The 22,251-nt window shown below is 72.7% G+C and carries 23 protein-coding genes and 3 pseudogenes; 12 read left to right on the top strand and 14 right to left on the bottom strand.

Features of this window, described 5'->3' with window-relative positions; genetic code table 11:
* The first annotated feature begins 341 nt into the window (after positions 1-341).
* The 5 genes from ACZ4D5_RS33920 to ACZ4D5_RS33900 all read left to right on the top strand — a co-directional run bounded on the left by ACZ4D5_RS33920 (position 342) and on the right by ACZ4D5_RS33900 (position 6,952).
* Positions 342-2,948 carry an MXAN_6230/SCO0854 family RING domain-containing protein gene (locus ACZ4D5_RS33920; protein ID WP_467776314.1) on the top strand — a complete coding sequence of 869 codons (2,607 nt, stop codon included), beginning with the start codon at positions 342-344 and terminating at the stop codon, positions 2,946-2,948.
* A 182-nt stretch (positions 2,949-3,130) separates the two neighbouring features.
* Complete coding sequence (locus ACZ4D5_RS33915; protein ID WP_467776313.1) at positions 3,131-3,319, top strand: hypothetical protein; 189 nt, start codon at positions 3,131-3,133, stop codon at positions 3,317-3,319.
* A 172-nt stretch (positions 3,320-3,491) separates the two neighbouring features.
* Positions 3,492-4,616 (top strand): TetR family transcriptional regulator, encoded by a 1,125-nt coding sequence (locus ACZ4D5_RS33910; protein WP_467776312.1) that lies wholly within the window; start codon positions 3,492-3,494, stop codon positions 4,614-4,616.
* Positions 4,613-5,245 carry a transcriptional regulator gene (locus tag ACZ4D5_RS33905; RefSeq protein ID WP_467776311.1) on the top strand — a complete coding sequence of 211 codons (633 nt, stop codon included), beginning with the start codon at positions 4,613-4,615 and terminating at the stop codon, positions 5,243-5,245. Before ACZ4D5_RS33910 ends, ACZ4D5_RS33905 begins: the two co-directional genes overlap by 4 nt.
* Positions 5,246-5,308: 63 nt before the next feature.
* Positions 5,309-6,952 carry a pyruvate, phosphate dikinase gene (locus ACZ4D5_RS33900; protein WP_467776310.1) on the top strand — a complete coding sequence of 548 codons (1,644 nt, stop codon included), beginning with the start codon at positions 5,309-5,311 and terminating at the stop codon, positions 6,950-6,952.
* Between the two features lie 92 nt (positions 6,953-7,044).
* Here ACZ4D5_RS33900 and ACZ4D5_RS33895 read toward each other — a convergent pair whose 3' ends face one another.
* From ACZ4D5_RS33895 to ACZ4D5_RS33885, 3 genes are read right to left on the bottom strand one after another with little or no spacing between them, the layout of a single operon-like run.
* Positions 7,045-7,326, bottom strand: coding sequence for a hypothetical protein (locus ACZ4D5_RS33895; RefSeq protein WP_467776309.1), 282 nt, complete (start codon positions 7,324-7,326; stop codon positions 7,045-7,047).
* Positions 7,323-7,457: a hypothetical protein gene (locus ACZ4D5_RS33890; protein WP_467776308.1), complete on the bottom strand. Its 135-nt coding sequence runs from the start codon at positions 7,455-7,457 to the stop codon at positions 7,323-7,325. Before ACZ4D5_RS33890 ends, ACZ4D5_RS33895 begins: the two co-directional genes overlap by 4 nt.
* On the bottom strand, positions 7,457-7,894 hold the full coding sequence (locus ACZ4D5_RS33885) for a hypothetical protein (protein WP_467776307.1): 438 nt from the start codon (positions 7,892-7,894) through the stop codon (positions 7,457-7,459). Before ACZ4D5_RS33885 ends, ACZ4D5_RS33890 begins: the two co-directional genes overlap by 1 nt.
* Before the next feature lie 859 nt (positions 7,895-8,753).
* Between ACZ4D5_RS33885 and ACZ4D5_RS33880 the strand changes: the two genes are divergently transcribed.
* Both ACZ4D5_RS33880 and ACZ4D5_RS33875 read left to right on the top strand, forming a co-directional pair.
* Positions 8,754-9,026, top strand: coding sequence for a hypothetical protein (locus ACZ4D5_RS33880; RefSeq protein ID WP_467776306.1), 273 nt, complete (start codon positions 8,754-8,756; stop codon positions 9,024-9,026).
* 96 nt (positions 9,027-9,122) lie between these two features.
* Positions 9,123-9,551: a VOC family protein gene (locus tag ACZ4D5_RS33875; RefSeq protein WP_467776305.1), complete on the top strand. Its 429-nt coding sequence runs from the start codon at positions 9,123-9,125 to the stop codon at positions 9,549-9,551.
* Positions 9,552-9,628: 77 nt separating this feature from the next.
* On the opposite strand, the gene ACZ4D5_RS33870 is transcribed toward ACZ4D5_RS33875, so the two are convergent.
* The 3 genes and pseudogenes from ACZ4D5_RS33870 to ACZ4D5_RS33860 all read right to left on the bottom strand — a co-directional run.
* A complete protein-coding gene (locus ACZ4D5_RS33870; RefSeq protein ID WP_467776304.1) occupies positions 9,629-10,093 on the bottom strand; it encodes a hypothetical protein in 465 nt (154 codons plus the stop codon).
* 124 nt (positions 10,094-10,217) lie between these two features.
* Complete coding sequence (locus ACZ4D5_RS33865; RefSeq protein ID WP_467776303.1) at positions 10,218-10,712, bottom strand: BBE domain-containing protein; 495 nt, start codon at positions 10,710-10,712, stop codon at positions 10,218-10,220.
* Positions 10,713-11,142: 430 nt separating this feature from the next.
* Positions 11,143-11,631: pseudogene (locus ACZ4D5_RS33860) on the bottom strand (FAD-binding oxidoreductase); the annotation flags it as partial.
* Positions 11,632-11,667: 36 nt separating this feature from the next.
* On the opposite strand from ACZ4D5_RS33860, the pseudogene ACZ4D5_RS33855 reads away from it, so the two are divergent.
* The 4 genes and pseudogenes from ACZ4D5_RS33855 (at position 11,668) to ACZ4D5_RS33840 (ending at position 14,850) form a co-directional block, all read left to right on the top strand.
* A pseudogene (locus ACZ4D5_RS33855) lies at positions 11,668-12,534 on the top strand (helix-turn-helix transcriptional regulator).
* 69 nt (positions 12,535-12,603) lie between these two features.
* Positions 12,604-13,233, top strand: coding sequence for an HdeD family acid-resistance protein (locus ACZ4D5_RS33850; protein ID WP_467776302.1), 630 nt, complete (start codon positions 12,604-12,606; stop codon positions 13,231-13,233).
* A gap of 148 nt (positions 13,234-13,381) precedes the next feature.
* The gene (locus ACZ4D5_RS33845; RefSeq protein WP_467776301.1) at positions 13,382-14,098 is read left to right on the top strand and encodes a flavin reductase family protein; all 717 of its coding nucleotides are present in this window, start codon (positions 13,382-13,384) and stop codon (positions 14,096-14,098) included.
* Positions 14,053-14,850: an NAD(P)/FAD-dependent oxidoreductase gene (locus ACZ4D5_RS33840; protein ID WP_467776382.1), complete on the top strand. Its 798-nt coding sequence runs from the start codon at positions 14,053-14,055 to the stop codon at positions 14,848-14,850. The genes ACZ4D5_RS33845 and ACZ4D5_RS33840 overlap by 46 nt, the downstream gene beginning before the upstream one ends.
* A 35-nt stretch (positions 14,851-14,885) precedes the next feature.
* Here ACZ4D5_RS33840 and ACZ4D5_RS33835 read toward each other — a convergent pair whose 3' ends face one another.
* The 8 genes and pseudogenes from ACZ4D5_RS33835 to ACZ4D5_RS33800 form a co-directional block, all read right to left on the bottom strand.
* Positions 14,886-15,260: a hypothetical protein gene (locus ACZ4D5_RS33835; RefSeq protein ID WP_467776300.1), complete on the bottom strand. Its 375-nt coding sequence runs from the start codon at positions 15,258-15,260 to the stop codon at positions 14,886-14,888.
* A gap of 266 nt (positions 15,261-15,526) precedes the next feature.
* Positions 15,527-16,066: a 3-oxoacyl-[acyl-carrier-protein] synthase III C-terminal domain-containing protein gene (locus tag ACZ4D5_RS33830; RefSeq protein ID WP_467776299.1), complete on the bottom strand. Its 540-nt coding sequence runs from the start codon at positions 16,064-16,066 to the stop codon at positions 15,527-15,529.
* Between the two features lie 95 nt (positions 16,067-16,161).
* Complete coding sequence (locus tag ACZ4D5_RS33825; RefSeq protein ID WP_467776298.1) at positions 16,162-16,359, bottom strand: hypothetical protein; 198 nt, start codon at positions 16,357-16,359, stop codon at positions 16,162-16,164.
* 141 nt (positions 16,360-16,500) lie between these two features.
* On the bottom strand, positions 16,501-18,009 hold the full coding sequence (locus ACZ4D5_RS33820) for an AfsR/SARP family transcriptional regulator (protein WP_467776297.1): 1,509 nt from the start codon (positions 18,007-18,009) through the stop codon (positions 16,501-16,503).
* A gap of 532 nt (positions 18,010-18,541) precedes the next feature.
* Positions 18,542-19,057, bottom strand: coding sequence for a quinone oxidoreductase family protein (locus ACZ4D5_RS33815; RefSeq protein ID WP_467776296.1), 516 nt, complete (start codon positions 19,055-19,057; stop codon positions 18,542-18,544).
* 248 nt (positions 19,058-19,305) lie between these two features.
* Positions 19,306-19,449 (bottom strand): annotated as a pseudogene (locus ACZ4D5_RS33810) (NADPH:quinone oxidoreductase family protein); the annotation flags it as partial.
* Between the two features lie 164 nt (positions 19,450-19,613).
* A complete protein-coding gene (locus ACZ4D5_RS33805) occupies positions 19,614-20,249 on the bottom strand; it encodes a restriction endonuclease (RefSeq protein WP_467776295.1) in 636 nt (211 codons plus the stop codon).
* A 544-nt stretch (positions 20,250-20,793) separates the two neighbouring features.
* Entirely contained in the window at positions 20,794-21,345 is a 552-nt protein-coding gene (locus tag ACZ4D5_RS33800) for a winged helix-turn-helix transcriptional regulator (RefSeq protein WP_467776294.1), read from the bottom strand.
* 93 nt (positions 21,346-21,438) lie between these two features.
* Here ACZ4D5_RS33800 and ACZ4D5_RS33795 point away from each other — a divergent pair, with 93 nt between their 5' ends.
* Complete coding sequence (locus tag ACZ4D5_RS33795; RefSeq protein ID WP_467776293.1) at positions 21,439-22,206, top strand: class I SAM-dependent methyltransferase; 768 nt, start codon at positions 21,439-21,441, stop codon at positions 22,204-22,206.
* Positions 22,207-22,251: the final 45 nt, after the last annotated feature.

Below are 22,251 nucleotides of genomic sequence, written 5' to 3'. Positions count from 1 at the left end.
CTTCGCGGTAGGGGGCACGCATGTTTCGGGCGGTGTGTCGGCAGCCCCCTTGTTTCGGGCGCGGTGCCGACAGCACCCTGCCCCTGGCCGGGGGCCGTCCGCGCCGCCCATCGCTCGACGACCGCCCCTCAGCCAGGTGCGTCCATGGCCACAGGTCCTCCTGATCGACCGCCGGGGCGCTTGCCGGTGATTAATCGTGTGACGTCCCTTTCGCCCCCGCGTACCCTTGCGTGTGCGGGGGCGGCTCCGCGGTGTGCTTCCTTCTTCTCCTTCTCTGTAAAAGATCCGTAGCGCACCCACTTCCCGCCCCCGCGTTTGTGTACTTACGGGGGTGTGACCTGATGACGAAGACGACGACGGCCGACGATCTCGCGGGGCTGCTGCTGCGCCGCAGGCAGAGCGTGTACGTTCGCGAAGGTGCCGGACGGTCCGCCGTGACCGACGCCGCCGTGGTCGTCCTCGAAGCCGAACTCGCCGACCGCGGACACCTGTTGACGGCCCCGCTGCGCCGCGCGCTCACCGCGCTGTCCGCCGAGGAGCTCGCGGGGACCGGGCGGAAGCTGCTCGCCGACGTCGACGCCCTGATGGGCTCCGACCGCCATCACGCCCCGCTGTTCCGCCGGTTCCCCGAGGAGATCCCGTACCAGCTCGCGTACGACCGCTTCACCGCCGCCGTCGCCACGCACCTCGCCGCCCAGCCGCACCAGCCCTGCATGGACTGCGGGGGCACCAAGGCGCGGGTGCGCGCCATCGCGCCCTGCGCGCACCTGCTGTGCGACGACTGCCGCCCCAAGGTGAAGGACTGGGGTTGCTGCGACGACTGCTGCACCTGGTACGCCTGCCCCATCTGCGAGAACCGCTACGAGACGGACGGCCCCACCGATCCCTGGCTCGACACCGGGGCGGGCCTCGGCGGTGACGGCGGCCAGGTCCTGCGCGCCCTGCGCCTCGGCAGGCCCGGTGACACCGCCGTCGAACTCGCCGCGCTGCTCGGCCGCCGGACACCGCTGAACCCGCAGGACCACGACGACCTCGTGCTACTGCTCGGGCACATGGACCCGGCCGACGCCGCCGACTGGCTCCCGGCCGTCATTCCGCTGCGCGAGAGCAAGGCGCTCGCGCTCGCGCCGCTGCTCGACCTCCCCGAGGCCCGGCCGCTGGTCGGGCGGTACGCCGACACCGCCACCGACGTGCTGCGGATGCTCGTCGTGCGTTCCGGGGGCGATCCCGATCTGCTCGAACTGCCGCGCCTGCGCGGGCTTTCGCGGCCCGCCCGCCGTGAACTCCTCGCGCTGCTCGACCGGTTCGACCTCCGGCGCCTCACCGAGGACATGGCCCGCAACCCGCGCGCCTGGAAGCGGGTCGGCGAGATCCTGCACCCCTTCGAGCAGGCCCACCGGCACGCGCGCGTGGCGCTCGCCTTCGCGGTCCTGCGTCAGACGCGCGTCGACGACGGCGCGCTGGGCGAGGTGCTGCTCACCGAGGCCGCCCGGCACGAGGACGTCCGCCTCGCGGGCGACCGGCTGCGCGTCGTCACCTGGCAGGCGCGCGTGGAGGAGGCGCTCGGCCGCTGGGACACCCCGGCCGCCGCCCGGCTCCTGCGTGAGCGCCCCGGGGAACTCCTGCGCCGCCTCGACCTGTTGCTGGCCCGTTCCAGCTCGGCGACCCTGCCGGAGCCGGTGGGCGAGGCGCTCGCGCACGCCCTTCCCCGCACCGCTCCCGGACCGCTGCTCGGCGCGTACGGCCGCATGAAGGTCCGTTCGACACCGGGTCACCGCCGCGTCTTCTTCCCGCGCGGGCGGGTCACCAAGGCGTACGCGGTCGAGGACCACCGGCCGCCGCTGGCATCGCGGGTCGCCGGGCGCGCCGGCGAGCTGATCGAGGCGGAGGCCGTGCGGCGCCTCGCCGAACGGGACGGCGAGCGGTACGACGTGGCCGTCCTGGACGCCTCGCTCGCCGATCTGCCGGTGCCCTTCGCCGAGCGCGCCTCGGCGGCCTCCCTGGTCGCGGTGCCGCGCGGCAGCTCGCTGCCCATGCCCGCGGACAGCGAGAGCGTGCGGCTCTTCCTGCACTGGATGCAGTCCAAGGGCACGCGCGTGGACCTCGACCTGTCCGTCGCCCTCTATGACGACCTGTGGCGCTTCATCGGCCTGTGCGACTACACACAGCTGAAGTACGCGGGCGGCGCGGCCCGGCATTCCGGTGACCTCACCTCCGCGCCCGCCCCGCACGGCGCGACCGAGTACCTGGACCTCGACCTGCCCCGGCTCGCGAGCACGGGCGTGCGGTTCGCGGTGCCCGTGGTCCTCTCGTACAACGACGTGCCCTTCGACGAACTCCCGGACGCCTTCGCGGGGTTCATGGCGGTGGAGCGCACGGGGCGGGCGACGTACGACCCGCGCGCCGTGCGGCAGCGCTTCGACCTCGCGGGCGACGCGACGCTGCGGGTGCCGATGATCGTCGACCTGCGGTCGCGGCATGCCTGGTGGGCGGATGTCACCTTGGCCACGGGCGGCGGCAACCACTCCGTGTGGCGGTACAGGCGCCGGCTCGGACGGATCGGGAACGACCTGCTCGACACGTTCCAGCCGCGCGGCCGGGCCACACTGTGGGACCTCGCCTGCTGGACGGCGGCGGCCCGCACCGACGGCGACGTGTACGTGCGCGGGCGCGGCCACGTCCTGTGGGGCTACCGCCGTGCCGAGGACGAACCTCGCGCCGACTTCGCGCTGCGCATACGGGACGGCTGGGAACCGGACGCGCTGCGCGCCGAGGCGGAGTTGGCGGACCGTCGTGCGCTTCTGGCGCTGCTGCACGGCGAGTTGGCGGGCGCGGAGAGCGCCGCGGGCGGGACGGCGTACCGGCTCTACCCGGGGCCTGTCGACGCCGCGCCGCTGGAGCGGATCACGGCGGGGGACCTGGCGGCGTGGCTGGAGCCTGTCGGCTGACCGCGGTCAACTCTCCCCGCACAGGTGGGATGGTGCCAGCGACCGACTGTTCCGGACATCCAACTGCCCCACCGGGGAGGGATCGCCATGGCGACTCGGCGTCTGTACGTGGCCCGGGCCGTGCGCTCGGCCCGGCTCATCGGTGGACGCCTGCGGGTGTTCCCGTACGGGAGGCGGCCGAGTTGGTCGACCGCGTCCCCCACGTACCGAGGGAGTCCCCGGCGGCGTGGGCGGGCATCTTCGACGAGTACGACCCCGCCGAAGCGGCCGAAGAGGAGCGCCTCGCGGACGTGCTGGCCCAGCGCCTCGCACGCCCCGCGGAGACCGGTGCGACGACGCCGCGCCCGCGCTGGTGCGGTGCAACGACATGAGCCACCTGCCGACGGATCTTCGCTGGACGGGGTTCGGGCCCGGCATACGACCTTGTGTACGTCCTTGAGTACTTCCTTGAACACTCTCATTTCAGATGGGCACATCATCTGGATGGTTGCTGTATCTTGACGCCGCAGGCTTCACGCAGGCAGAAGACAGAAGGGGGCGGGGATGGTCCGGCTGACCCGGGCCCAGCAGCAGGTGCGCACACGCGCGGCCGTGCTGACTGCGGCGAAGGCGGAGTTCAGCGAGCGCGGATACGCGGCGGCGAAGGTCGACAGGATCGCCGAGCGGGCCGAACTCACGCGTGGCGCGGTGTACTCGAACTTCCCGGGCAAGCGCGCCCTGTATCTGGCGGTGCTGCTCGACCTGGTCGAGCACGGCGGGACCGAACCCGCACTCCCGCCCGCTCCCCCGTCCCCCGCCGAAGCGCTCGGCGCGTTCGCCCGCGCCCGGCTGGAGCAGCTCCCCCTGGCCGGTGACACGGCCGCCCTGGGCCAGGCGCGGCTGCGCTCCTTGGCCGGGGTGCTGGACGACGAGCCGATCCGCGTCGCGTTCGGCCAGGTGACCCGGCTGGAGTCGCTGCTCCTCGCTCTCGCGCTGGAGTCGCGTGCGCCGCAGAGCACGCCGCCCGTGCGGCAGGTGCGGCGGGCCGAACTGGTGCTGAGGATGCTGGACGGGCCCGGCGCCTCGGTCGATCCGGCGCTCGTGTTCGGCGACCCCTTCGACGTGGCACAGGCCTGCGCGCACCTGGGCACCCTCGACCTCGCCGACACCTGGGACCCGCCGCACCTGCCCTACGTCCCTCCGGCGCAGGTCTGCCACGAGCCGTGGAACCCGCCGGAGAAGCTGCCGGACCTGATCACCGGTCGCCCCGTCGGCTTCGACGAGGACGGCGTGATCGTGGTCCTCGGCAGCCACCGCCTGGAGGCCGCCGAGGAGGTCGTCCGCGCCGCGGGGGACGGCGACCAGGTCACCGCGGCCGTGGCGACGGCCGACCCCGCCGAGACCGGACGCCTCGTACAGCTCCGGATCGGCGACTTCGCCCGGTGCCTGCGTCGCGTGTTCGGCCCCAAGGCCGGGCCGCGCCTGCGCATCGTCCTCGACGAGCACGAACGGCTGTCCTCGGCCCTCGGCGTGGCCGAAGCCGACGACACCGTCGAACACGCGGTGCGCGTCCGGCAGGGGGCGCTCGTCGCCCGGGCCCGCGGGCGAGGTGCCGGGCACGCCGCGGCGACCGTCGAGCGCACGGCCTCGGGCATCTCCCCCACCTCACCTGATGGGGCCGCACGATGACCCGGCCCGTCTCGCCCCACCCGACCAGTACCGACCTCCTGGTCCTCCACACCCTTCGCTGCGCCGGCTTCTCGGGACGCGCCGCGCTGGCCGCGGTGACCGGGCTCGCCGAGTCCGACGTCGAGTCGGAGCTGATCGACCTCGCCGTGGCGGGGCTCGTCACCCACACCGCGGGCGACTTCGGCGGATGGGGCCTCACGGAGGCCGGCCGGGCCGCGGACGCGGAGCGGATCTCCGCCGAGCTGGCGGCGGCCGGTGCCCGAGCCGACGTGACCGCGGCCTTCAAGCGGTTCCTGGTCCTCAACCCCGAGCTGCTCGACCTGTGCACGGCATGGCAGATGCGCCCTGCCGACGGTGCCATGTCGATGAACGATCACACCGACGCCGGCTACGACGCCCGGGTCCTGAACCGGTTCACGGAGTTCCACCAGCGCGCCGAGCCCGTCTGCGCGCAGCTGTCGTCGGCGCTGCTCCGCTTCCAGCGCTATCCCGTCCGGCTCGCCGACGCCCTCGCGCGCGCGAAGGCCGGTGAACCGGAGTACGTGGCGGACAGCACCGCCTCGTATCACACGGTGTGGTTCCAGCTCCACGAGGATCTGCTGGCCACCCTCGGCATCCCGCGGCACTGAACCCGCCCGCCGCACCCGCCCGTTCCACCGGCCCGGCACCAGCGACACGAGGACGACGATGCGATGACCTGGATCCACCCGCTCTCGGCCGACGTCGACGAGCCGGTCGAAGTCCTCGGGGGCAAGGCGCACGGTCTTGTCGTGCTCCGGCGTCTGGGACTGCCCGTGCCCCCGGGGTTCGTCATCAGCACGGAGGTGTGCCGCGCCTTCTTCCGGGACGGGCGGCTCCCGAGCGGCCTCGGCTCCGAGCTGGCGGCTGCCCTCGCGGACCTCGAGGCCGCCACGCACCGCAGGCTCGGCGGACCCGAGCGGCCGCTGACGGTGTCCGTGCGCTCCGGCGCAAGCGTGTCGATGCCGGGCATGATGAGCACCGTCCTCAACCTCGGACTGACCGCCGGGGCCACCACGGCACTGGCCGACGAGACGGGCGACCTGCGCTTCGCGCTCGGCTCACGGCTGCGGTTCCTGGCCGGCTTCGCCTCGCAGGTGCTCGGTGTCGGCCAAGAGAGCCTGGCCGCCGTCGACCGCGCGCTCGCCCGACAGGATGCCGACGTGAGCCGTCTCGCCGAGGCGGTCCGCGAGGTGGAGCGGCTCGTCCGGGAACGGGGCGGCGAGCCCGAACCCGAGGACGCGAGGCGGCAGTTGGAGCTTGCGGTCGCCGCCGTGTTCTCGTCGTGGAACACGCCACGGGCGCGGACCTACCGCGCACTGCACGACATTCCGGACGGCCTCGGCACCGCCGTGACCGTACAGGCGATGGTGTACGGAAACCGCGATCGGCACAGCGGGACGGGGGTGGCGTTCAGCCGCGACCCCAACACCGGTGAGCACGTCCCGTTCGGCGAGGTCCTCTTCGGCCGCCAGGGCGAGGAGGTCGTCTCGGGTCGGGCCCTGAGCAGGCCCCTGCGCGAACTGGCCGACCGGGAGCCCGCCGTCTGGTCCCGGCTGCTGGCTGCCCTGGCCCTCCTGGAGGAGCACTACCGCGACGCGTGTTATGTGGAGTTCACCTTCGAGGCGGGCGAGTTGTGGGTCCTGCAGGTGCGCCCGGGGCGGTTCGTCGGGCGCGCCGCGGTCCGGGTCGCGGTCGACCTGGCCGACGCGGGCACGATCGAGCGCGCGGAGGCGGTCCGCCGGGTTCCGCCACAGCATCTCCGGCACGTGCGTACGCCGCGGATCGCGGTGGGTGACGCGGAGGACGTCCTCACGCGCGGGACGGGAGCCTCTCCCGGTGTCGCGGTCGGCAGGGTGGCGACCACGGCCGACGGCGCGGCGCGGCTGGCGGCACAGGGGCCGGTCGTCCTGGTGCGCCCGGAGACCTCACCGCTCGACATGCACGGACTGGCCGCCGCCGCGGGGGTCGTCACCGCTCGCGGCGGGCCGACGAGCCACGCGGCCGTCGTGGCACGGGCGATGGGGAAGCCTGCCGTGGTGGGGGCCGCGGATCTCACCGTCGACGACGTCGGCGCGTGCGTCCGCGTGGGGGCCCGAACCGTGCCCGAAGGCACTCTCGTCGCCATCGACGGGACAGGCGGAGAGGTCGTCGTCGGTGACCCGCCCGTCGTCGCGGCCGCGAGCGACCCGCAGCTGCGGCAGTTGCTCGAGTGGGCCGACGAGATCGCGGGCGATGCCGCGGGCCGCGACGACGGACAACGCCTCGCCGCGGCACGGGCCGTTCTTCTCCGGGGACGGGGTTCGTCGGGGGGCTGACGAACACCCGGTGCCTCGTCCGCCGCCCCCGTGTGGTGGCGGGGTGCGCGAGGCCTCGCGCGAGACAGTTCGGCGGGCCCCGCGGTGCGCTCTTATCGGGATACGCGATCCGCCTTGGTCGTCACCTGGTTGGTGCCGACCAGCGCGCCCGCGCCGTCGTACGTCTGCGCCGCGCCCGTGCCGGAGAAACTGTTGCCGGACAGGGTGACGTCCTGGTCGATCTCGATGCGGGTGACGAGGTTGCCGCCCTGGTGGATGGACTCGGTCAGATGGAACGAGAAGGTGGTGGCGCCGGTCGACTGCCACGTGCCTGTGGCGCCCGCGTCGTTGGTGGCCCTGCCGTCCGGTGTCAGCTGCATGACGGTCTTGATCACGTTGCCGTCGTCACCGCGCCGGTCACGTCGGTGACGTCCTCGCGGTTGTGCGTGCGGTACGGGCCCGAGGAGCCGAACGCGTCGATGACGGGCCGCGCTTCGGCAGCCGTGGGCGCGGGTTCCGGGGCCATCAGTAGACCCCCTCGATGACGGCCTGGTCCTCGAAGCGCTCCACCGGGGCGATGCCGGCGGCCGAGTCCCCGATGCGGCCTTCGGGCGCGGGGAGGCGGATCGCGGTGTCGCGCTCCAGGTTGTTGGGCAGCAGCAGCGCCTTGCTGACGTGGTGCATGACGACCTGGCCACGGGTGCCGTACGCCACCGGCCTGCCGGGGTCGTGGGGGTCGACGACCTGGAAGGTTATCCAGGGCGAGAAGGTGTCGAAGACGCACGCCTCGCCGAGCGGGGTGCCGTGCCGCTGGCCCGCGATGCCGAGGATCATCGTGCTGCCGTAGTGCCCGTACAGCGTGGTGCCGGGGAAGATGTCGCTGCTGTAGAGCGCCGCGGTGTCGGCGTCCATCTGGGTGCCGCCCCGGCGGATCGCCTTCACCTTGTCGTTGATGACCTCCACCAACTCCTCGCGCTGCGCGATGCGTTCGAGCAGCGGCGGCGTGACCGTGAGGACACCGACGGGCTGCGTGCGCAGGATGTGCGCGGCCTGGGTCGATGACGTGCTCCGCGTAGGCGTCGGCCTGCGCGCCCTTGCCGTCGGCGATCAGGCGCTTGACCCAGCGCGGGTACGGGTCGACCTGGAAGCCGTGGCGGCCATGGGTGAGTGCGGAGCGGCGGAAGATCTCGCCCACGATATGCGGACCCGAGGGGGTGAGGCCGAGCCAGTCCGCGCCGCGCGGGAAGCCGTGCGCGTCCAGGTTGGCGTTGGACCAGCCGACCAGCTCCTCCATCCAGTCACGCGGGCACACCACGCGCTTGGGGGCGCCGGTCGTGCCGCCGCTCTCGAAGACGCCGACGAGGTCGGGGCGCTCGCCGTAGCCGCGCGGCACGAGGTCGGCGGCGGGCACGTCCCGCAACTCCGCCGCCATGTTGGGGAACAGCCGCAGGTCGTCGTGGCTCTTGACGTCCGTCAGGGGATCGAAGTCCAGATCAGCCGCCCGCCTCAGCCAGAACGGGGAGCCGGTCTCGGGGCCGAAGTGCCACCGCATAGCGGCCCGGACCAGGTCGTCGGGGTCCGGGCGCACGTCGTGGGGCAGGTCCAGGATCGACAGCTCAGCGCGCGCCACGCGTCCTCCTTCTCATACGTCCGTGCCCGTACGCCCGGGCGGCCGTACGTCGTCGTGCATCGGACGGCATCCGAGCATCGGGCATGGCGCGCCACAGGAGTTGCCGGTACTCGACTGCCGCCCAGGCGCTACCCGCCTGCGGGCATGAGTACCGGTGACCGGCCATGGCGAGGGTTCCTAACAGTGGCGTACATGAGAGCGATGATCGCCTGGTGGAATCTGACCGGGTCCGCGCACGACGCCGCGTCACCGCGCGGCTTCCTGCGCGAGGAGGCCGAGCGGAACTGGTCGAAGGTGCCGGGGCTGCTCCTGAAGTTCTGGATCCCCGCCCCGGAGAGCAACCGCTGGGGCGCGGTCTTCCTGTGGGAGTCCGAGGAGGCGGCCCTGGCGGCGCGGCCCCACCTGGGGCTCACTCTGCGGGCCGACGGGGGTGGGGCGAGCGGGGCAGGGACGGCCACACCGTGAGGGTCCACGCCTGAGGGAACAGCCGTCCGCATCACGACAACTCCCGCCGGTGTCCACGCCGAAGAGGCGGCGCCGAGCCCCTGCTACCGTACGCCGATGTCATCGATCAAGAAGTTCCAGGTCACCTTCGACTGCGCGGAACCAGAGCGCCTCGCCCGCTTCTGGTGCGAGGTACTGGGGTACGTCATACCGCCGCCGCCAAAGGGCTTCGCCACGTGGGACGAGTTCAAGCGTTCGCAGCCGCCCGAGCAGCGGGACTCGTCGTTCGCCTGCGTCGATCCCTCGGGCGTGGGCCCGCGGTTGTACTTCCAGCGCGTCCCCGAGGGAAAGGCCGCCAAGAACCGGCTGCATCTCGATGTGCGGGTCGGCACCGGACTCGTGGGGGAAGAGCGCCTCGCCGCGCTGGAGGCCGAGTGCGCGCGGCTGGTCCCGCTCGGCGCGGTACACGTGCGGACGCTGTATGACGGCACCGATTCATGCATCCCGATGCAGGACATCGAGGGCAACGAGTTCTGTATCGACTGAGCATGAGCAGGCGGCCCGAGGGCCGCGAGGTGCTCGCCGCGGCCGGCTTCGTGGCGGCCTCGGGCCGCGGCAGTGCGTCACGGGTTCGACCGCCGATGGGCCCGCAGGGCCAGGGACTGCCAGGTGGCGAACACCGCGACCGGTGCGATCTGCAGCCACGTCCACACGACACCCGCCGTGGTCAGTTCCAGCCATCCGAAGGCCAGCGTGGCGAGGCTCAGGAGGATCCAGAAGGCGCCGCCGCCGATGACACCGCGGACGGCTCCGGCCGTGAGCCGCCGGCGCCGGGCCACGGCTCCGATGCCGACTCCGGCGGCGAGCATGGCGCCGCCGACCGCCGCGACGAGCGCCGTGCCGGGGCCGAACAGATCGCTCAGCGGCGCGGCCGCGGCCAGGTAGCCGACGCCGACGACGGCCATGCCTGCCGCGTCCAGGGTCAGCACGCGGCGCAGTGTGCGCACGGTGGCGCCGGCCTGCTCCGCGCCGAGGGTCGCGGGCGCGCCGAGACCGGGGAGGGAAGAGGAGGCGGAAGGGTTGTTCATCGGTGACTCCAACAGTGGTGGCCGGCTGAACAGCCGGATGGGACCTGGCGGTTGAGGCAGGGGCCGCGGCCCCTCCCGGCGGTCGGGGGATGTGCCGCCGGGAGGGGAGCTGGGGCGACGACGCTCAGTTGCCCGCGGCGGGCGGGATGTTGTAGTTCAGGTGGAAGCGGTTCTCCGGGTCGTGCTTGGCCTTCAGTCCGGCGAGCCGCTTCAGATCGGCACAGGCGTAGGCGGCGCGCAGCTGCTTGTCGCCCGCGTTCTCGCCGTGCCCCATGAAGTTCAGGCTGGTCCCGCTACTCCGGGGCTCCAGCGCGTCGAAGAGCCGCGTCAGGAGCGGGCGCGTGTCGTGCTCGGTGACCCCGAACAGCAGGGTGACCACGGACAGCAGATAGCGCGCGTCCCGGTGCCCGACCGCGTTGGCGTGCTCGGGCTCGCGGGCGAACGCGCCGCCCAGGTGGCGCAGTTCGAACACGAGCGGCAGCGGTGCCTGCGGACCCGCGTGTTCCAGGACGGTCCTGGCCGCGTCGTCGTCGAAGTCGCGGAAGAGGGCGACCTCGCGCAGGAACGGCGCCGCGACCGGCGGGTCGTCGTGGATCGAGGCACTCTCCGTGTACGGCATCTCCGCAGCACCTCCATGAGGACCGGACCCGCCGCCTCGCGCAGCGGCGCCACCAGGCGCTCGCCGTCCTCGGGGGTGCCGGTGTAGGCGATGCGTACGTGGTAGATGTGCCGTCCGCGCATCGGCTCGGGCACGTCCGGGTCCTGGGGAAGGGGATGAGCGCCACCGAGGAGTTCATCTCGTCGGGAAGGTCCTCGGTCCAGCGCACATAGGCCTGGAGCACGTCGGGGGCCGCCTCGGCGTCGAAGAAGAGGCCGCCGCCGAACAGGGTCGTCACGGGGACGAGGCCCATCTCGAGCCGGGTCACGATGCCGAAGTTGTCCCGGCCGCCGACGAGCGCCCAGTACAGGTCGGGCTCGGTGTCGGGGGTGACGTGGAGCAGGTTGCCGTCGGCGGTGACCACGTCCATGGAGCGCACTCGGTCGCTGGCGTAGCCGTAGGTGCGTACCAGGAGGCCGATGCCGCCTCCCAGGACGTACGAGACCACGCCGACGTGCGGCGCGGAGCCGTTGAGCGGGGCCAGGCCGTGCGGCGCCGTCTCCGGGATCACCTGCTCGAAGCGGACGCCCGCGTCGACGGTGACGGTCTGCCGCTCCGGGCCGACCTGTACGCCGGCCATGCGCCCGGTGGTGATGAGCAGACCGCCCTCGGCGGGAAGGGAGTATCCGTGTCCGGTCGCCTGTACCGCGACCGGCAGGCCCCGCTCGGCAGCGAAGCGCACGGCCGCCTGCACGTCCTCGGCGCGGGCGGCGCCGACGATCACGTCGGGCCGGTGCCGCAGGGCGAGGTTGAAACCGGTGCGCTCCTCGTCGTACCCCTCGTCATCGGGGAGCAGTACCGGGCCCTCCACCTGGGAGACAAGCTGTCGAATGTCTGCGTGCTTCACTGTCTTCTCCGTTCTGCTTCGTCCAGCGCCCATGAGCATGAGGCTCAAACCTGACACCGGCCGACAGGTATGGGAGAGACTCCACGGGCGAAGTTCGACCGACTGCTCTCCGTCCTGTTGTTGCTGCAGCAGCGCGACCTGGTTCCGGCCACTGAGCTGGCCGAACGGCTCGAAGTCTCGGTGCGCACCGTCTACCGGGACGTCGAGGCGCTGTCCGCGGCCGGCATCCCGGTCTGTGCCGAACGCGGCAAGTACGGCGGCATCCGGTTGCTGCCGGGATTCCGCACCGACATGACGGGTCTGACCGCCGACGAGGTGCGGGCGCTGTTCGTCCTGGTGAGCCAGCGGGCCCATTCCGACCTGGGTCTCGACCGGGCGCTCGCCTCGGCGCTGCGCAAGATGAGATGAGTGCGCTGCCCGCCCTCCTTGAAGACGTACACGATCGATCCGTACGGCGAGGTCTCCAAGGCGGGCGACTGGTATCTGGTCGCCGACCACGAGGCCGTGCCCCGGCTGTTCCGCGCCGACCGGATCAAGGAAGCCACCGTCACCGGGGAGGCGGTGCGGCGCCGGGACGGCGCGGAGTTGGCGGGGGTGTGGGAGGACCTGCGCCAGGGGGTGGAGAAGCGCCCTGCGGGGATCCGGGTCGTGGTGCGGGTGCGCCGCGTGCGCATCGACATGCTGGAACGGATCACGACCTCGCACTTCGTCGGCCGCGTCGAGGACTCCAGGCGGTTGGCAAAGAGCGAGGTGGACGCGGGCGGCAAGAAGGACGAGTGGGTGACGGCCGAGCTGCGCTATCCCGTACCGGCCGCCGTGTGCCAGTTGCTCCAGTTCGGCACGGACGTGGAGGTGCTCGAGCCTCCGGAGGCGGTGGGCGAAGTGGCGTGGGCCGTCGCGGAACTGGGGCAAATGTACGGGGACGGTCGTCCCTGAAGGTGGCCGCATAGCTCCGACGGCCCCGTATTACTGGCACCGCGGGACGGTCCGCCCCACTTTTGGGTCATGAGCACTTCACCGTACGCACGCGAAGACCGCACCGACGGCGGGACCCCGCCGGGCGACGATCTGCCCGAAGGCCCGCTGCGCCGCCTCTCGCACGCCGCCTGGCAAGTGATCCTGCTGGCCGGGATCGCGTCCCTGGCCCTGGGCGTCATGGTGCTGGTCTGGCCCGGCGCGTCCCTGCTCGCAGCGGCCGTCCTCTTCGGCGTCTACCTCCTGGTCAGCGGCATCGCCCAACTGGCGTCCGCGTTCGGCACACACGTGTCGACGGGGCTGCGCGTCCTGGCGTTCATCAGTGGCGCCCTGTCGATCCTGCTGGGCCTGCTGTGCTTCCGCGGTGCGCTGCAGTCGATCCTGCTGCTCGCGCTGTGGATCGGCATCGGCTGGCTGTTCCGGGGCATCGCCCAGACGATCGCCGCCGCCTCCGACCCGGACATGCCCGCCCGCGGCTGGCAGGTCTTCACGGGCGTGATCAGCTTCTTCGCGGGCATCGTCCTCATCACCTCTCCCTTCGACTCCGTGGCGGTCCTGACGCTGCTGGCGGGCTGCTGGCTGGTCGCCATCGGCGTCACCGAGATCATCACCGCCTTCCAGATCCGCCGTAGGGCCAAGCACCTGCCGCCGGGGGCCTAGCCCGTGGCGGAGCCCGGGCTCCCCTCGGCCGGAGAGGTTTCCGGGGCAGCGGCTTCGGCACACCCGCGGCACCAGCCCGCGGACCTTCTCGATCACTCCCCGGCGACGCTGTGAGCCCCTCTCACCGACTTCGATCCAGGGGGCACATGTGACTTCGACGTCGCTCGACGTTCCGGACCGGCAGCACACCGCCGCCATCGAGCCGAGACTGCTGCGCAGCGTCTGCGGGCTCTTCGTGACCGGTGTGACCGTCATCACCAGCGGGTGGGCAGAGCACGCGGCCGGGACCACCGTGAACTCCTTCGCCTCGGTCTCACTCGACCCGCCCCCGGTGCTCTTCTGCCTGCACCGCGCGTCCCGCCTGCACGCGGTGGTCGAGGAGTCCCGCGCGTACACGGTGAACTTCCTCGCCGCCCAACAGGCGCCGCTGGCAAGGCCGTTCGCCGGAGAGGAGACCGCCCGGGTCGCGGACATGCCGTACGGCGTCTCGGCGACGGGGGTTCCCTTCCTCCTCGGCGCGCTCGCCCACGCGGCCTGCCGTCTCGTCAACGCCGTCGACGGCGGCGACCACACCATCTTCGTCGGCGAGATGGTGGAAGTGGGCCTGCCGGAACGGAACGTGGGTCCGCTGGTCTTCTTCCGCGGCGAGCTCGGTCCTCTGCGGGGCGGGAGCGAGGCGCCCGCGCTCGGCACCTTTCCCGTTGTCCACTCCGAAGGGCGTATGCACCCATGCACACCACACCTGAAGCACACGACAAGGACACCGGCACCGAAGGCACCGGCAGCGACCGCCACGACGTGGCCATCCTCGGCGCGGGCATGGCCGGCGGGGCCCTCGCGGCCGTGCTCGCCCGCCACGGCGTGAAGGTCCTCCTCATCGACGCGGGCACCCACCCCCGCTTCGCCGTCGGCGAGTCGACCATCCCGTACACCTCGACCATGACGAAGGTCATCGCCGAGCGCTACGACGTGCCCGAACTGCTGCCGCTCGCCACCTTCCGCGGCATCCAGGACAAGATCTCCCCGATGAGCGGCCGGAAGCAGAACTTCGGCTTCGTCTACCACCGGGAGGGCAAGCCGCAGGACCCGCAGGAGATCAACCAGTTGGTGATCCCCGCCTGGCAGCGCACCGAGAGCCACTTGTTCCGCCAGGACGTCGACGCCTACCTGTTCAACCTCGCGGTCGCCTACGGCGCCGAGCCGCGGCTCGCCACCCGCGTCGAGGACATCGAGACCGGCCCCGACGGGGTCGTGCTCCGCTCCGACAACGGCGAGACGTTCCACGCCGAGTACCTGGTGGACGGCAGTGGCTTCCGCTCGCCGGTCGCCGACAAGTTCAGCCTGCGCGACCGGCCGACACGGGCCCGCCACCACTCCCGAACCCTGTTCACGCACATGGTCGGTGTGACGCCCTTCGACGACACCGAGGCCGCGGCCGCCCACGACAACCCCAGCCCCTGGCACAACGGCAACCCGGCCGCCTGGCTCGCGGGGCACGGCTGGCGCATGACCGACCGGCCGGACTTCGCCGAGCTCGCCGCCCGGTACGGCCGCGCGGCGGAGCCGGGGGTCCCGACCGGCACCAGCGGCCTGGTCGGCGCGGTGCGTCAAGGCTGACTGGCCGCTGCGTCCTGTGGCGTGTCTGGGACGGGTCAGCCGCGCTGGCAGTCGGTGGGCTCGACGCTCTGCACCGCGTCCAGCTTCTTCCGCCACTCCCAGTCGGGGCTCCGGTCGCCGGTCCAGATCGTCCGGTAGAGGCACTCGCCGGGCCTGACCCAGTCGATGGCGTACACCGTGACGTCGGCGTTGGACTCGAAGGAGGCGGCGTTGTCGTGCACCGGAGCCGGTACGTCGGCATAGCCGGGCGGGCGGTAGCACCAGCTCGCCCCGGCGTATCCGGGTTCGGTGTAGAAGCAGACGTCTCCCGGTGACGCCCCGCGGTCCGGGGCGGGCGCGGCGGACGCCGGGCCGGCCGACAGGAGAACTGCGGCGATCGCGACGGTGAGAGCGGCGATTCGGCGAGGCATGTCGATGGATCTCCCAGAAGTGGTGGTCGGCACGGTGCACGCCACCCATCCCCATACGTCATCGCCACTAAGCACCTCGCCACCCGATGCGGTGAGTAGTCATATCGCAGCAGTCACCGGTGTCCGTCCCCGCAACCGCGATGTCGTCTCGCCCGTACACGCAACGCGAGAAGGCCCTCTCCCGCTCGGGAGGGGGGTTTTCTCACCGAGGTCCTGCAAGCGCCGCGGCTGCCCGGTGGCCGTCTGCTGAGTGTGGCGCTCACCGGTCACCGTGTGGGCGTCGCCGCGTCCCAGGTCAGGGTGAGTCCCGCGTACAGATGCCGCGTGGCCTCAACAGCCAGGAGCAGCACGGTGTCCCCGGGCGTGACGCGGCCCCGGCGCCATCCGTCGTCGAGGGCGAGCGGCACCGCGGCCGACCCGGTGGCCCCGACGTCGGCCAGGTTCTCCACCGCCTTCGGCTGCAGGGCCGCGTGGTCCGCGGCGGTCATGCCCGCGGCCTCCAGCTCCCGCCCGAAGTACTCGGCGTTGCCCTCCGGCAGCACACACGCGTCCGGGTCGGCCAGGGCGAGGCAGGACCGGGCCAGCATGTCCTGGAGCCCGGCGACGAAGACCTCCGGGCCGTGCCGGGTGGTGCCGGGGACGTCCACCTCGATCCGCGGTGGCCGCCCGGCCTCGGCCCCGCCCGGCGCGGGTGCGGTGCCGCCGGGCACCACGCGGATGCCCGGCTTGCGCCCGGCCCCCAGGCACTGCGTGCCGAAGACGCCGGCCGGGCCGGTGGCGGGGCGGTCCTCGGCGTGCAGCACCACGGCTCCTGCTCCGTCGCCGAAGGTGTGGACGGTGCGCCGCTTCGACCGGGGCGGCGCAGGCCTCCCGCCGGCTGCGCGCACCGGGTGACGTGGTGTCAGAGCCCCGCCGGCACGGTTGGCTGACTCTCCAGGCTCAGCGCGAACCGCCGGTACGGTTCGAGGAGCCGGTACCGCTGCCGTCCGTCACGGCCACCCGCCGCCCCTGTGCCCTGGAGCAGATGCAGGTCGGCGAGCTGCTCCAGGGTGTCCTCCACCTCGGCCCGCGCCAGGCCGGGCAGGGCGCCCGCCGTCACCGCCCGCCGCCCGGCCCAGATGCCGGATGAGCCTGGACGCCACGCCGGGGAGACGGCCGCAGGAGCGTGCCACCGAGTCGATGAACTCCCGTGCCCCGGCTGCCAGTTCCTGCAGCTGACAGCCTTCGTCGGAGAGGCGGGTCACGAGGGAACTCCAGGGACCAGTGCGGGTGGCTCACCAAGCGGTCGGCGATGGCCCGCAGCACCAGCGGCAGGCCACCGCTGAGGCGCACGAGCCGGGCGGCCGCCAGGGGCTCGGCGAGCACCCGCTCCCGGCCCACCATCTGAGCCAGCACGTCGAGGCCCTGCCGCTCCGAGAGTTCCCGCAGCAGCAGGCGGCGCGCTCCCCAACGCCCGCCGAGGGGTGCCCGGCTCGTGACGATCACCGCGCAGCCGTGGCCGCCGGGGGGGCAGGGGACCGACCTGTTCGTCGTGCGCGGCGTCGTCCAGGACGACGAGGGCACGGCGTCCCGCGAGAAGGCCGCGGAAGAGCTGGGCACGCTCCTCCGTGTCGTACGGCAGGGTCGCCTGGGGAGCCAGTGCCGGCAGCAGCCTTCCGAGCGCGGCGTGTGCGGTGACCGGCCGTTCTCCGCTGCCGCCCAGGTCGGCATAGAGCCGCCCGTCCGGGTAGCCGTCGCGTACGCCGTGCGCCGCGTCGAGCGCCAGGGCGGTCTTGCCGACGCCGGGGCCACCGGTGATCGCCACGATCGACGGCCCCCGCTCTCCCCTTCCGGCCAGCGCCGCGCGCAGCCACTGCCCGTCCCGGTCCCGCCCGCTGAAGTCGGCGACCCCCATCGGCAGCAGATCGACGCCCGGCGTGTCGGCGTCGGCTCGCGTCACCGGTTGCCTTTCTGGACGCCGCGGAGCCTTCGCCTCCGGAGGCCGCGGCGCGGAGGTGGCGAGCGGTTCGCCCCGCAGGATCGTACGGTGCAGCTCCCGCAGTCCGGCACCGGGGTCGGTGCCCAGTTCGTCGGCCATGTGGCGCCGTGCGCGCTCGTACTGGGCCAGCGCCTTGGCCCGCTGCCCGGAGAGGTAGAGGGCCCTGACGAGCCGTTCGTGCAGGGGCTCCGCCAGCGGGGCGTCGAGCAGGGATCGCCGCAGAGCGGGGATGACGTCGACGAACCGTCCGGCGTGCAGGTGGGCGTCGGACCGTTCCGCGAGCGCCTCGCGCCGCAGTTCCTCCAGGATGTCGCGGAGGTGACCGGTCCAGGCGCTGTTCAGCCCGGCGAGTGCCTCGCCCCGCCGGAGCCCGAGCGCCTGGTCGAGCAGGGCGCACCGGCGCGGGTCGTCGCACGGCAGGCTGCGCGAGGCGGCGATCAGCCCGCGGAAGGCGCCCAGGTCGACTTGTCCCGGAGCGACGTTCACCTGGTAGCCGGCGGCGGTCCGCCGCACTTCGATCGGGGTGCCGGTCCCTGCCGTCGCCGTGTCGAAGGTGCGCCGCAGGCGGGAGACGTACGTGTAGATGACGTTCCGCACGCCGTGGGGAGGTTCGTCGTCCCAGACCCGTTCGATCAGCGTCTGCAGCGAGGTGGGATGGCCCGGTTCGACCAGCAGCGCCGCCAGGACGCTCCGCTGTCGGCCCGGTCCCGGATCGACCTGCGCCCCTCGTACGAGAAGTTCCACCGGACCCAGCGGCCGGAACTCAATCATGCGTCCCCCAAGTCGAGCGAGTGAACCGTGCCGCACAGCCTGCTCGCACGCCGGGAAGTCGCGTGTCCACCTCCTACTGGAACCGGCGCGGCATGGGGCGCGGTACTCACATGGCCCATGCAACGATCCGGAAGGTTCGCCACCGCCGACGGTCGACGTGGCGCCGCCGGCTCGGCTGTCCGAGCCGCCGAAACCCCAACCACCAAGAACCGCTGGTCACTTGAGGATCAGCCGAGGCGGGGCACACCCCATGCCGCCCCTCGAGCGGGGCCCAACCACACCCACCTCCCCCGAGCGCGGCCACCGCGGCACGCCCAGCCGCTCGGTTCGGCGCGGAGATAACTCGCGGACATGACCCGCCGCGACGAGGAGGCATCCTGGTCCGTACCGCCGCGCCCGACTCATGGCACAGCGCTCGTGTACGTCACGGGCGCAGGAGCACTGGTGTACGTCACCGGCGCAGGAGCACTGGTGTACGTCACGTCCGCAGGACCATCTGAGCGCGTCACAGACGCAGGACCACCTGAGTGCGTCATGGACGCAGCACCACTTTGCCGACCGTGCGCCGGGCCAGCAGGTCCTCGTGGGCGCGCCGGGCTTCGGCCAGCGGGTAGCTCCTGTCGGCCACCGGCTTGAACCTGCCGCGCCGCACCAGGTCGAGGAGTTCCGCGAGCGGGCCGCTCACCGCGCCGGGCGCGGCCAGCGTGGGCCTGAGCCAGAAGCCGACGACGGAGGCGTTGAGGCGGCTGAGCCGGGCCGGGTCGACGGCGGTGAAGCCGGTGCGCGATGCGTTGCCGTAGCTGACGACGCGTCCGAAGGAGGCCAGGGAGTCCACGGCCCGATCGAACAGGTCACCGCCGGCCGCGTCGAGGATCACATCCGCCTTGTCCGCCAGGGGGTACTCGGCGATGCCGTCCGCCCCCAGCCCCAGGGCCACCTTCTCCTTGGCCTCGCCGGAGACGTGGGCCAGGACGCGCCCCGCCCCGAACCCCTTGGCCAACTGCACGGCGAGACTGCCCACACCGCCCGCCGCCGCGTGGACGACCACGCTCTCCCCCTGCCGCAGCCGGGCGCCGACCGCAGCAGGTGCCAGGCGGTCAGGCCCTGCATCAGCAGAGCGAGCGCACAGCCGGCGTCGAGATCCTCCGGAATCTCGACCAGGCCGGACTCCTTGGCCACGACCTGCTCCGCGTAGCCGCGCGAGACCCGGGTCAGAACGCGCCGTCCGTCACCGGTGCGCCCGACGACCTCGCTTCCGGGAACGTACGGCAACATGTCCGCGCTCAGACAGGAGCCGTCGGTCTGATGGGTGTCCGCGAAGTTGACCCCGGCGGCCTCGACGTCGATCAGCACCTCGCCCGGTCCCGGCTGTGGGGTGGGCAGTTCCACCAAGGACAGGACTTCGGGCCCACCGAAGCGGTCAAACTGAACAGCAAGCATGGATCATGCCAGTGCGTGGGTGTACGAACCTTCGGGGAATGTCCAACAGTCCGACGGAGAGGACGGGTTGGGGTCGCGGCGGCGCGGCGGCACGGAAGAAGGGCGTCCACCTCCGGACCCACGTGCTCGCCGACTCCGCCATCGGCCCACCGCCGAGAGGACCGTCAGACAGGCGGGCGTCGCGCGCCTCCGCCGCTTCCGTTCAGCGGGATCAGGGTGTCCAGGTGGGCCCCCTTGACCCAGGATCCCAGGAGGTCGCGGTGGAGGGCCACGACGTCCTGGCGCAGCGCCAGACCCAGCGCGGCCCGCGTGAACGTACGACAGGTGGTGACGAACAGGGCGACGTCCGCGCCGTGTTCAGGGCGGGCGGTGCCGACGAACTTCTGCATGTCCTGCGAGGACACGCTCCGGTGCGGCGCGTACTTCTTGCACTGGACGACGAGTTTGCGGCCGTCGGCGAGATAGCCGATGACGTCGGCGCCCAGGTCGCCGCTCCTGCCGCTGACGACGACCTTCGTACAGCCGTCCCGTCGGCACAGATCGGCGACGTAGCGCTCGAAGTCCTGCCAGGAGAGCGCGTCGACCTCCGACATCGACAACTCCCGCGCCCTGGCCTCCTCTTGGGCCCGCCACTGCCGGTCCTGGCCCACCGCGAGGCGGTGCGCGCGCCACAGTGCCCAGCCGGCTCCTCCGACCAGGGCCGTGGCGAGCACGACCGCCAGGACGGGCCACACCGCCGCCCAGTTCCCGGCCGCCCACACCGCGACGACCACCGCGGCTACCGCACCCCAGCTTCGCACCTGCCTGCGCGTCCGCTTCCGTAAGCGCCGACGCCGTCGTCGCGCTGCCATCGCTCCCCCACTCCCCCTGTCTCCCCGCCCCCGTGCTCCGCAGTGTGAAAGCCCCTTCCGGCCGCGGCAAGAGGGCCCCGCACGGCACGTACCGACCGAGACCATCGCCTGCTGCGGACGCGAAGCCGGCCCTGCCGCCCCACCGTCCTGCTTCCACGCCAAGTCGCTCACCAGGGACGCCGCTTCGTCCGGAAGCCTCCGCTCCTCGGAGCTCAAGTGGGGGTCGGCCGCCCTCCTCACCCGGGCCCGCGCGAGATGACCGGCCCGGACATCACCCAGGTCCCGGACGGCGCCCGGACTCCCTATGAGGACCGCCGGCATCGCACCGGCTCCTGTGGCGGCATCGGCGGACGGGGCGACCGCGACCTGCGCGAGGATCAGGGCCGACATCGCCCAGTCCAGCCCCGGCGGACCCTCGGCCGCAGTGCTCCAGTCGACATGTGTGACGGACGGACGACCGGCACCGGGAAGCCGGTTGCCGCGAAATGCGACATCAAGGAGTCGGTCGGACGGGACCCGGGGCCGAGTCCGGCTCGGCGGCTCCGTCTCCCCGCGCGGCGATCAGCGGCCCCAGCAGCCGTGTGCCCGGTCCCACCCGCCCTCCGGGGCCCGGCAGTTGCGTCGTGTCGTCCACGGTCAGCGGCTCGCGGCAGGCGTCGCAGTCCACGACCGGCGTGGCCAGGTGGCCGCAGGTGTCGTGGCGTATCCGGGCGGGTGGCCCCTCGGGACCCGCGTACCACTTGTCGCCCCAGGCCATCAGCGCCAGCAGGACGGGGTAGAGCTCCCGGCCCTTCTCCGTGGCGACGTACTCCTCGCGCGGCGGGCTGACCTGGTAGCGCTCGCGCGTCAGTACGCCCTCGTCGACCAGCCGGGCCAGTCGCGCGGCCAGGGTCTTGCGGGACAGGCCGAGGTCCTCCGCCAGTTCGTCGAAGCGGCGGATGCCGACGAGGACGTCACGCATGATCAGGGCCGTCCAGGCGTCGCCGAACAGGTCGGTCGCGCGGGCGATCGAGCACGCGACGTCGGAGAGCGGGGTGCGGGTCACGCCCCCACCGTAACGCCGACGGGTTCCCTCGGGGAACTCGCGAAGGTAGGGTTTACTCAGGGAACCCACCCCGACATGTCGAGGGAGCCTGCCATGGCCACCGCCCCGCACATCGCACTCGACACAGCCGGGCCCTCGGCCGTCGACGGCCGCCACATCCGAGCCCTGACCTTTCAGTCCGTACGCCTTGAGTACGTGCGTCGCGTGCTCTCGGAAACGGGCCCGGCGGCGGCCGGCGGCCGGGCGCTCGTCGTGGGCAGCGGGCGCGGCCTCCTGGCCCGCGGCCTCGCCCGGCTCGGCTTCGAGGTCGTCGCCGCCGACCCGTCCCCCGCCGCGACGGCCCTGGCCCTCGATGCCGACGACGGTTCCGGCGTCACGTATCTGACGACTCCCGCCGAACAACCCGACCTGCCCGACAGCTCCTTCGACCTCGTGTACTGCGCCGACACCCTTGAGATCACCGAACGGCCGGACGCGGTCCTCGCCCAGGCGGCGCGGGTGCTGCGCCCCGGCGGAGCCTTCGTCTACGACACGGTCAACCGCACCCCGGTGTCCCGCCTCGTCTACCTCGGCGCCTTCCAGACCTTCCCCGGCACACGGATCATGCCCCGCGGCCGCTACGCCGCGCACCGGCTGCGCCGCCCGGCACAACTCGCCGAGGCCCTCGCGAGGGCAAACCTGTCCGCGCAGGACGTGTCCGCCTTCAAGCCGCGTGACGTACGCGGCCTGGTGCGCGCCACACGGGGGCGCAGGCGTGGCACGCTGACCGACGAGCAACTGCCCGAGCTGGTCGGCATGACGCTTGAGCCGGAAGGCAACCCGGTGGTGACGTATCTGGGGTACGCGGTACGCCGGGCATGACGAGGCGGCGTCACCCCGAACCCCAGGGCCTAACGGATCCTGAGC

Source organism: Streptomyces sp. NPDC025651 (assembly GCF_055558735.1).
This window is presented reverse-complemented; position numbering and strand designations above follow the sequence as displayed.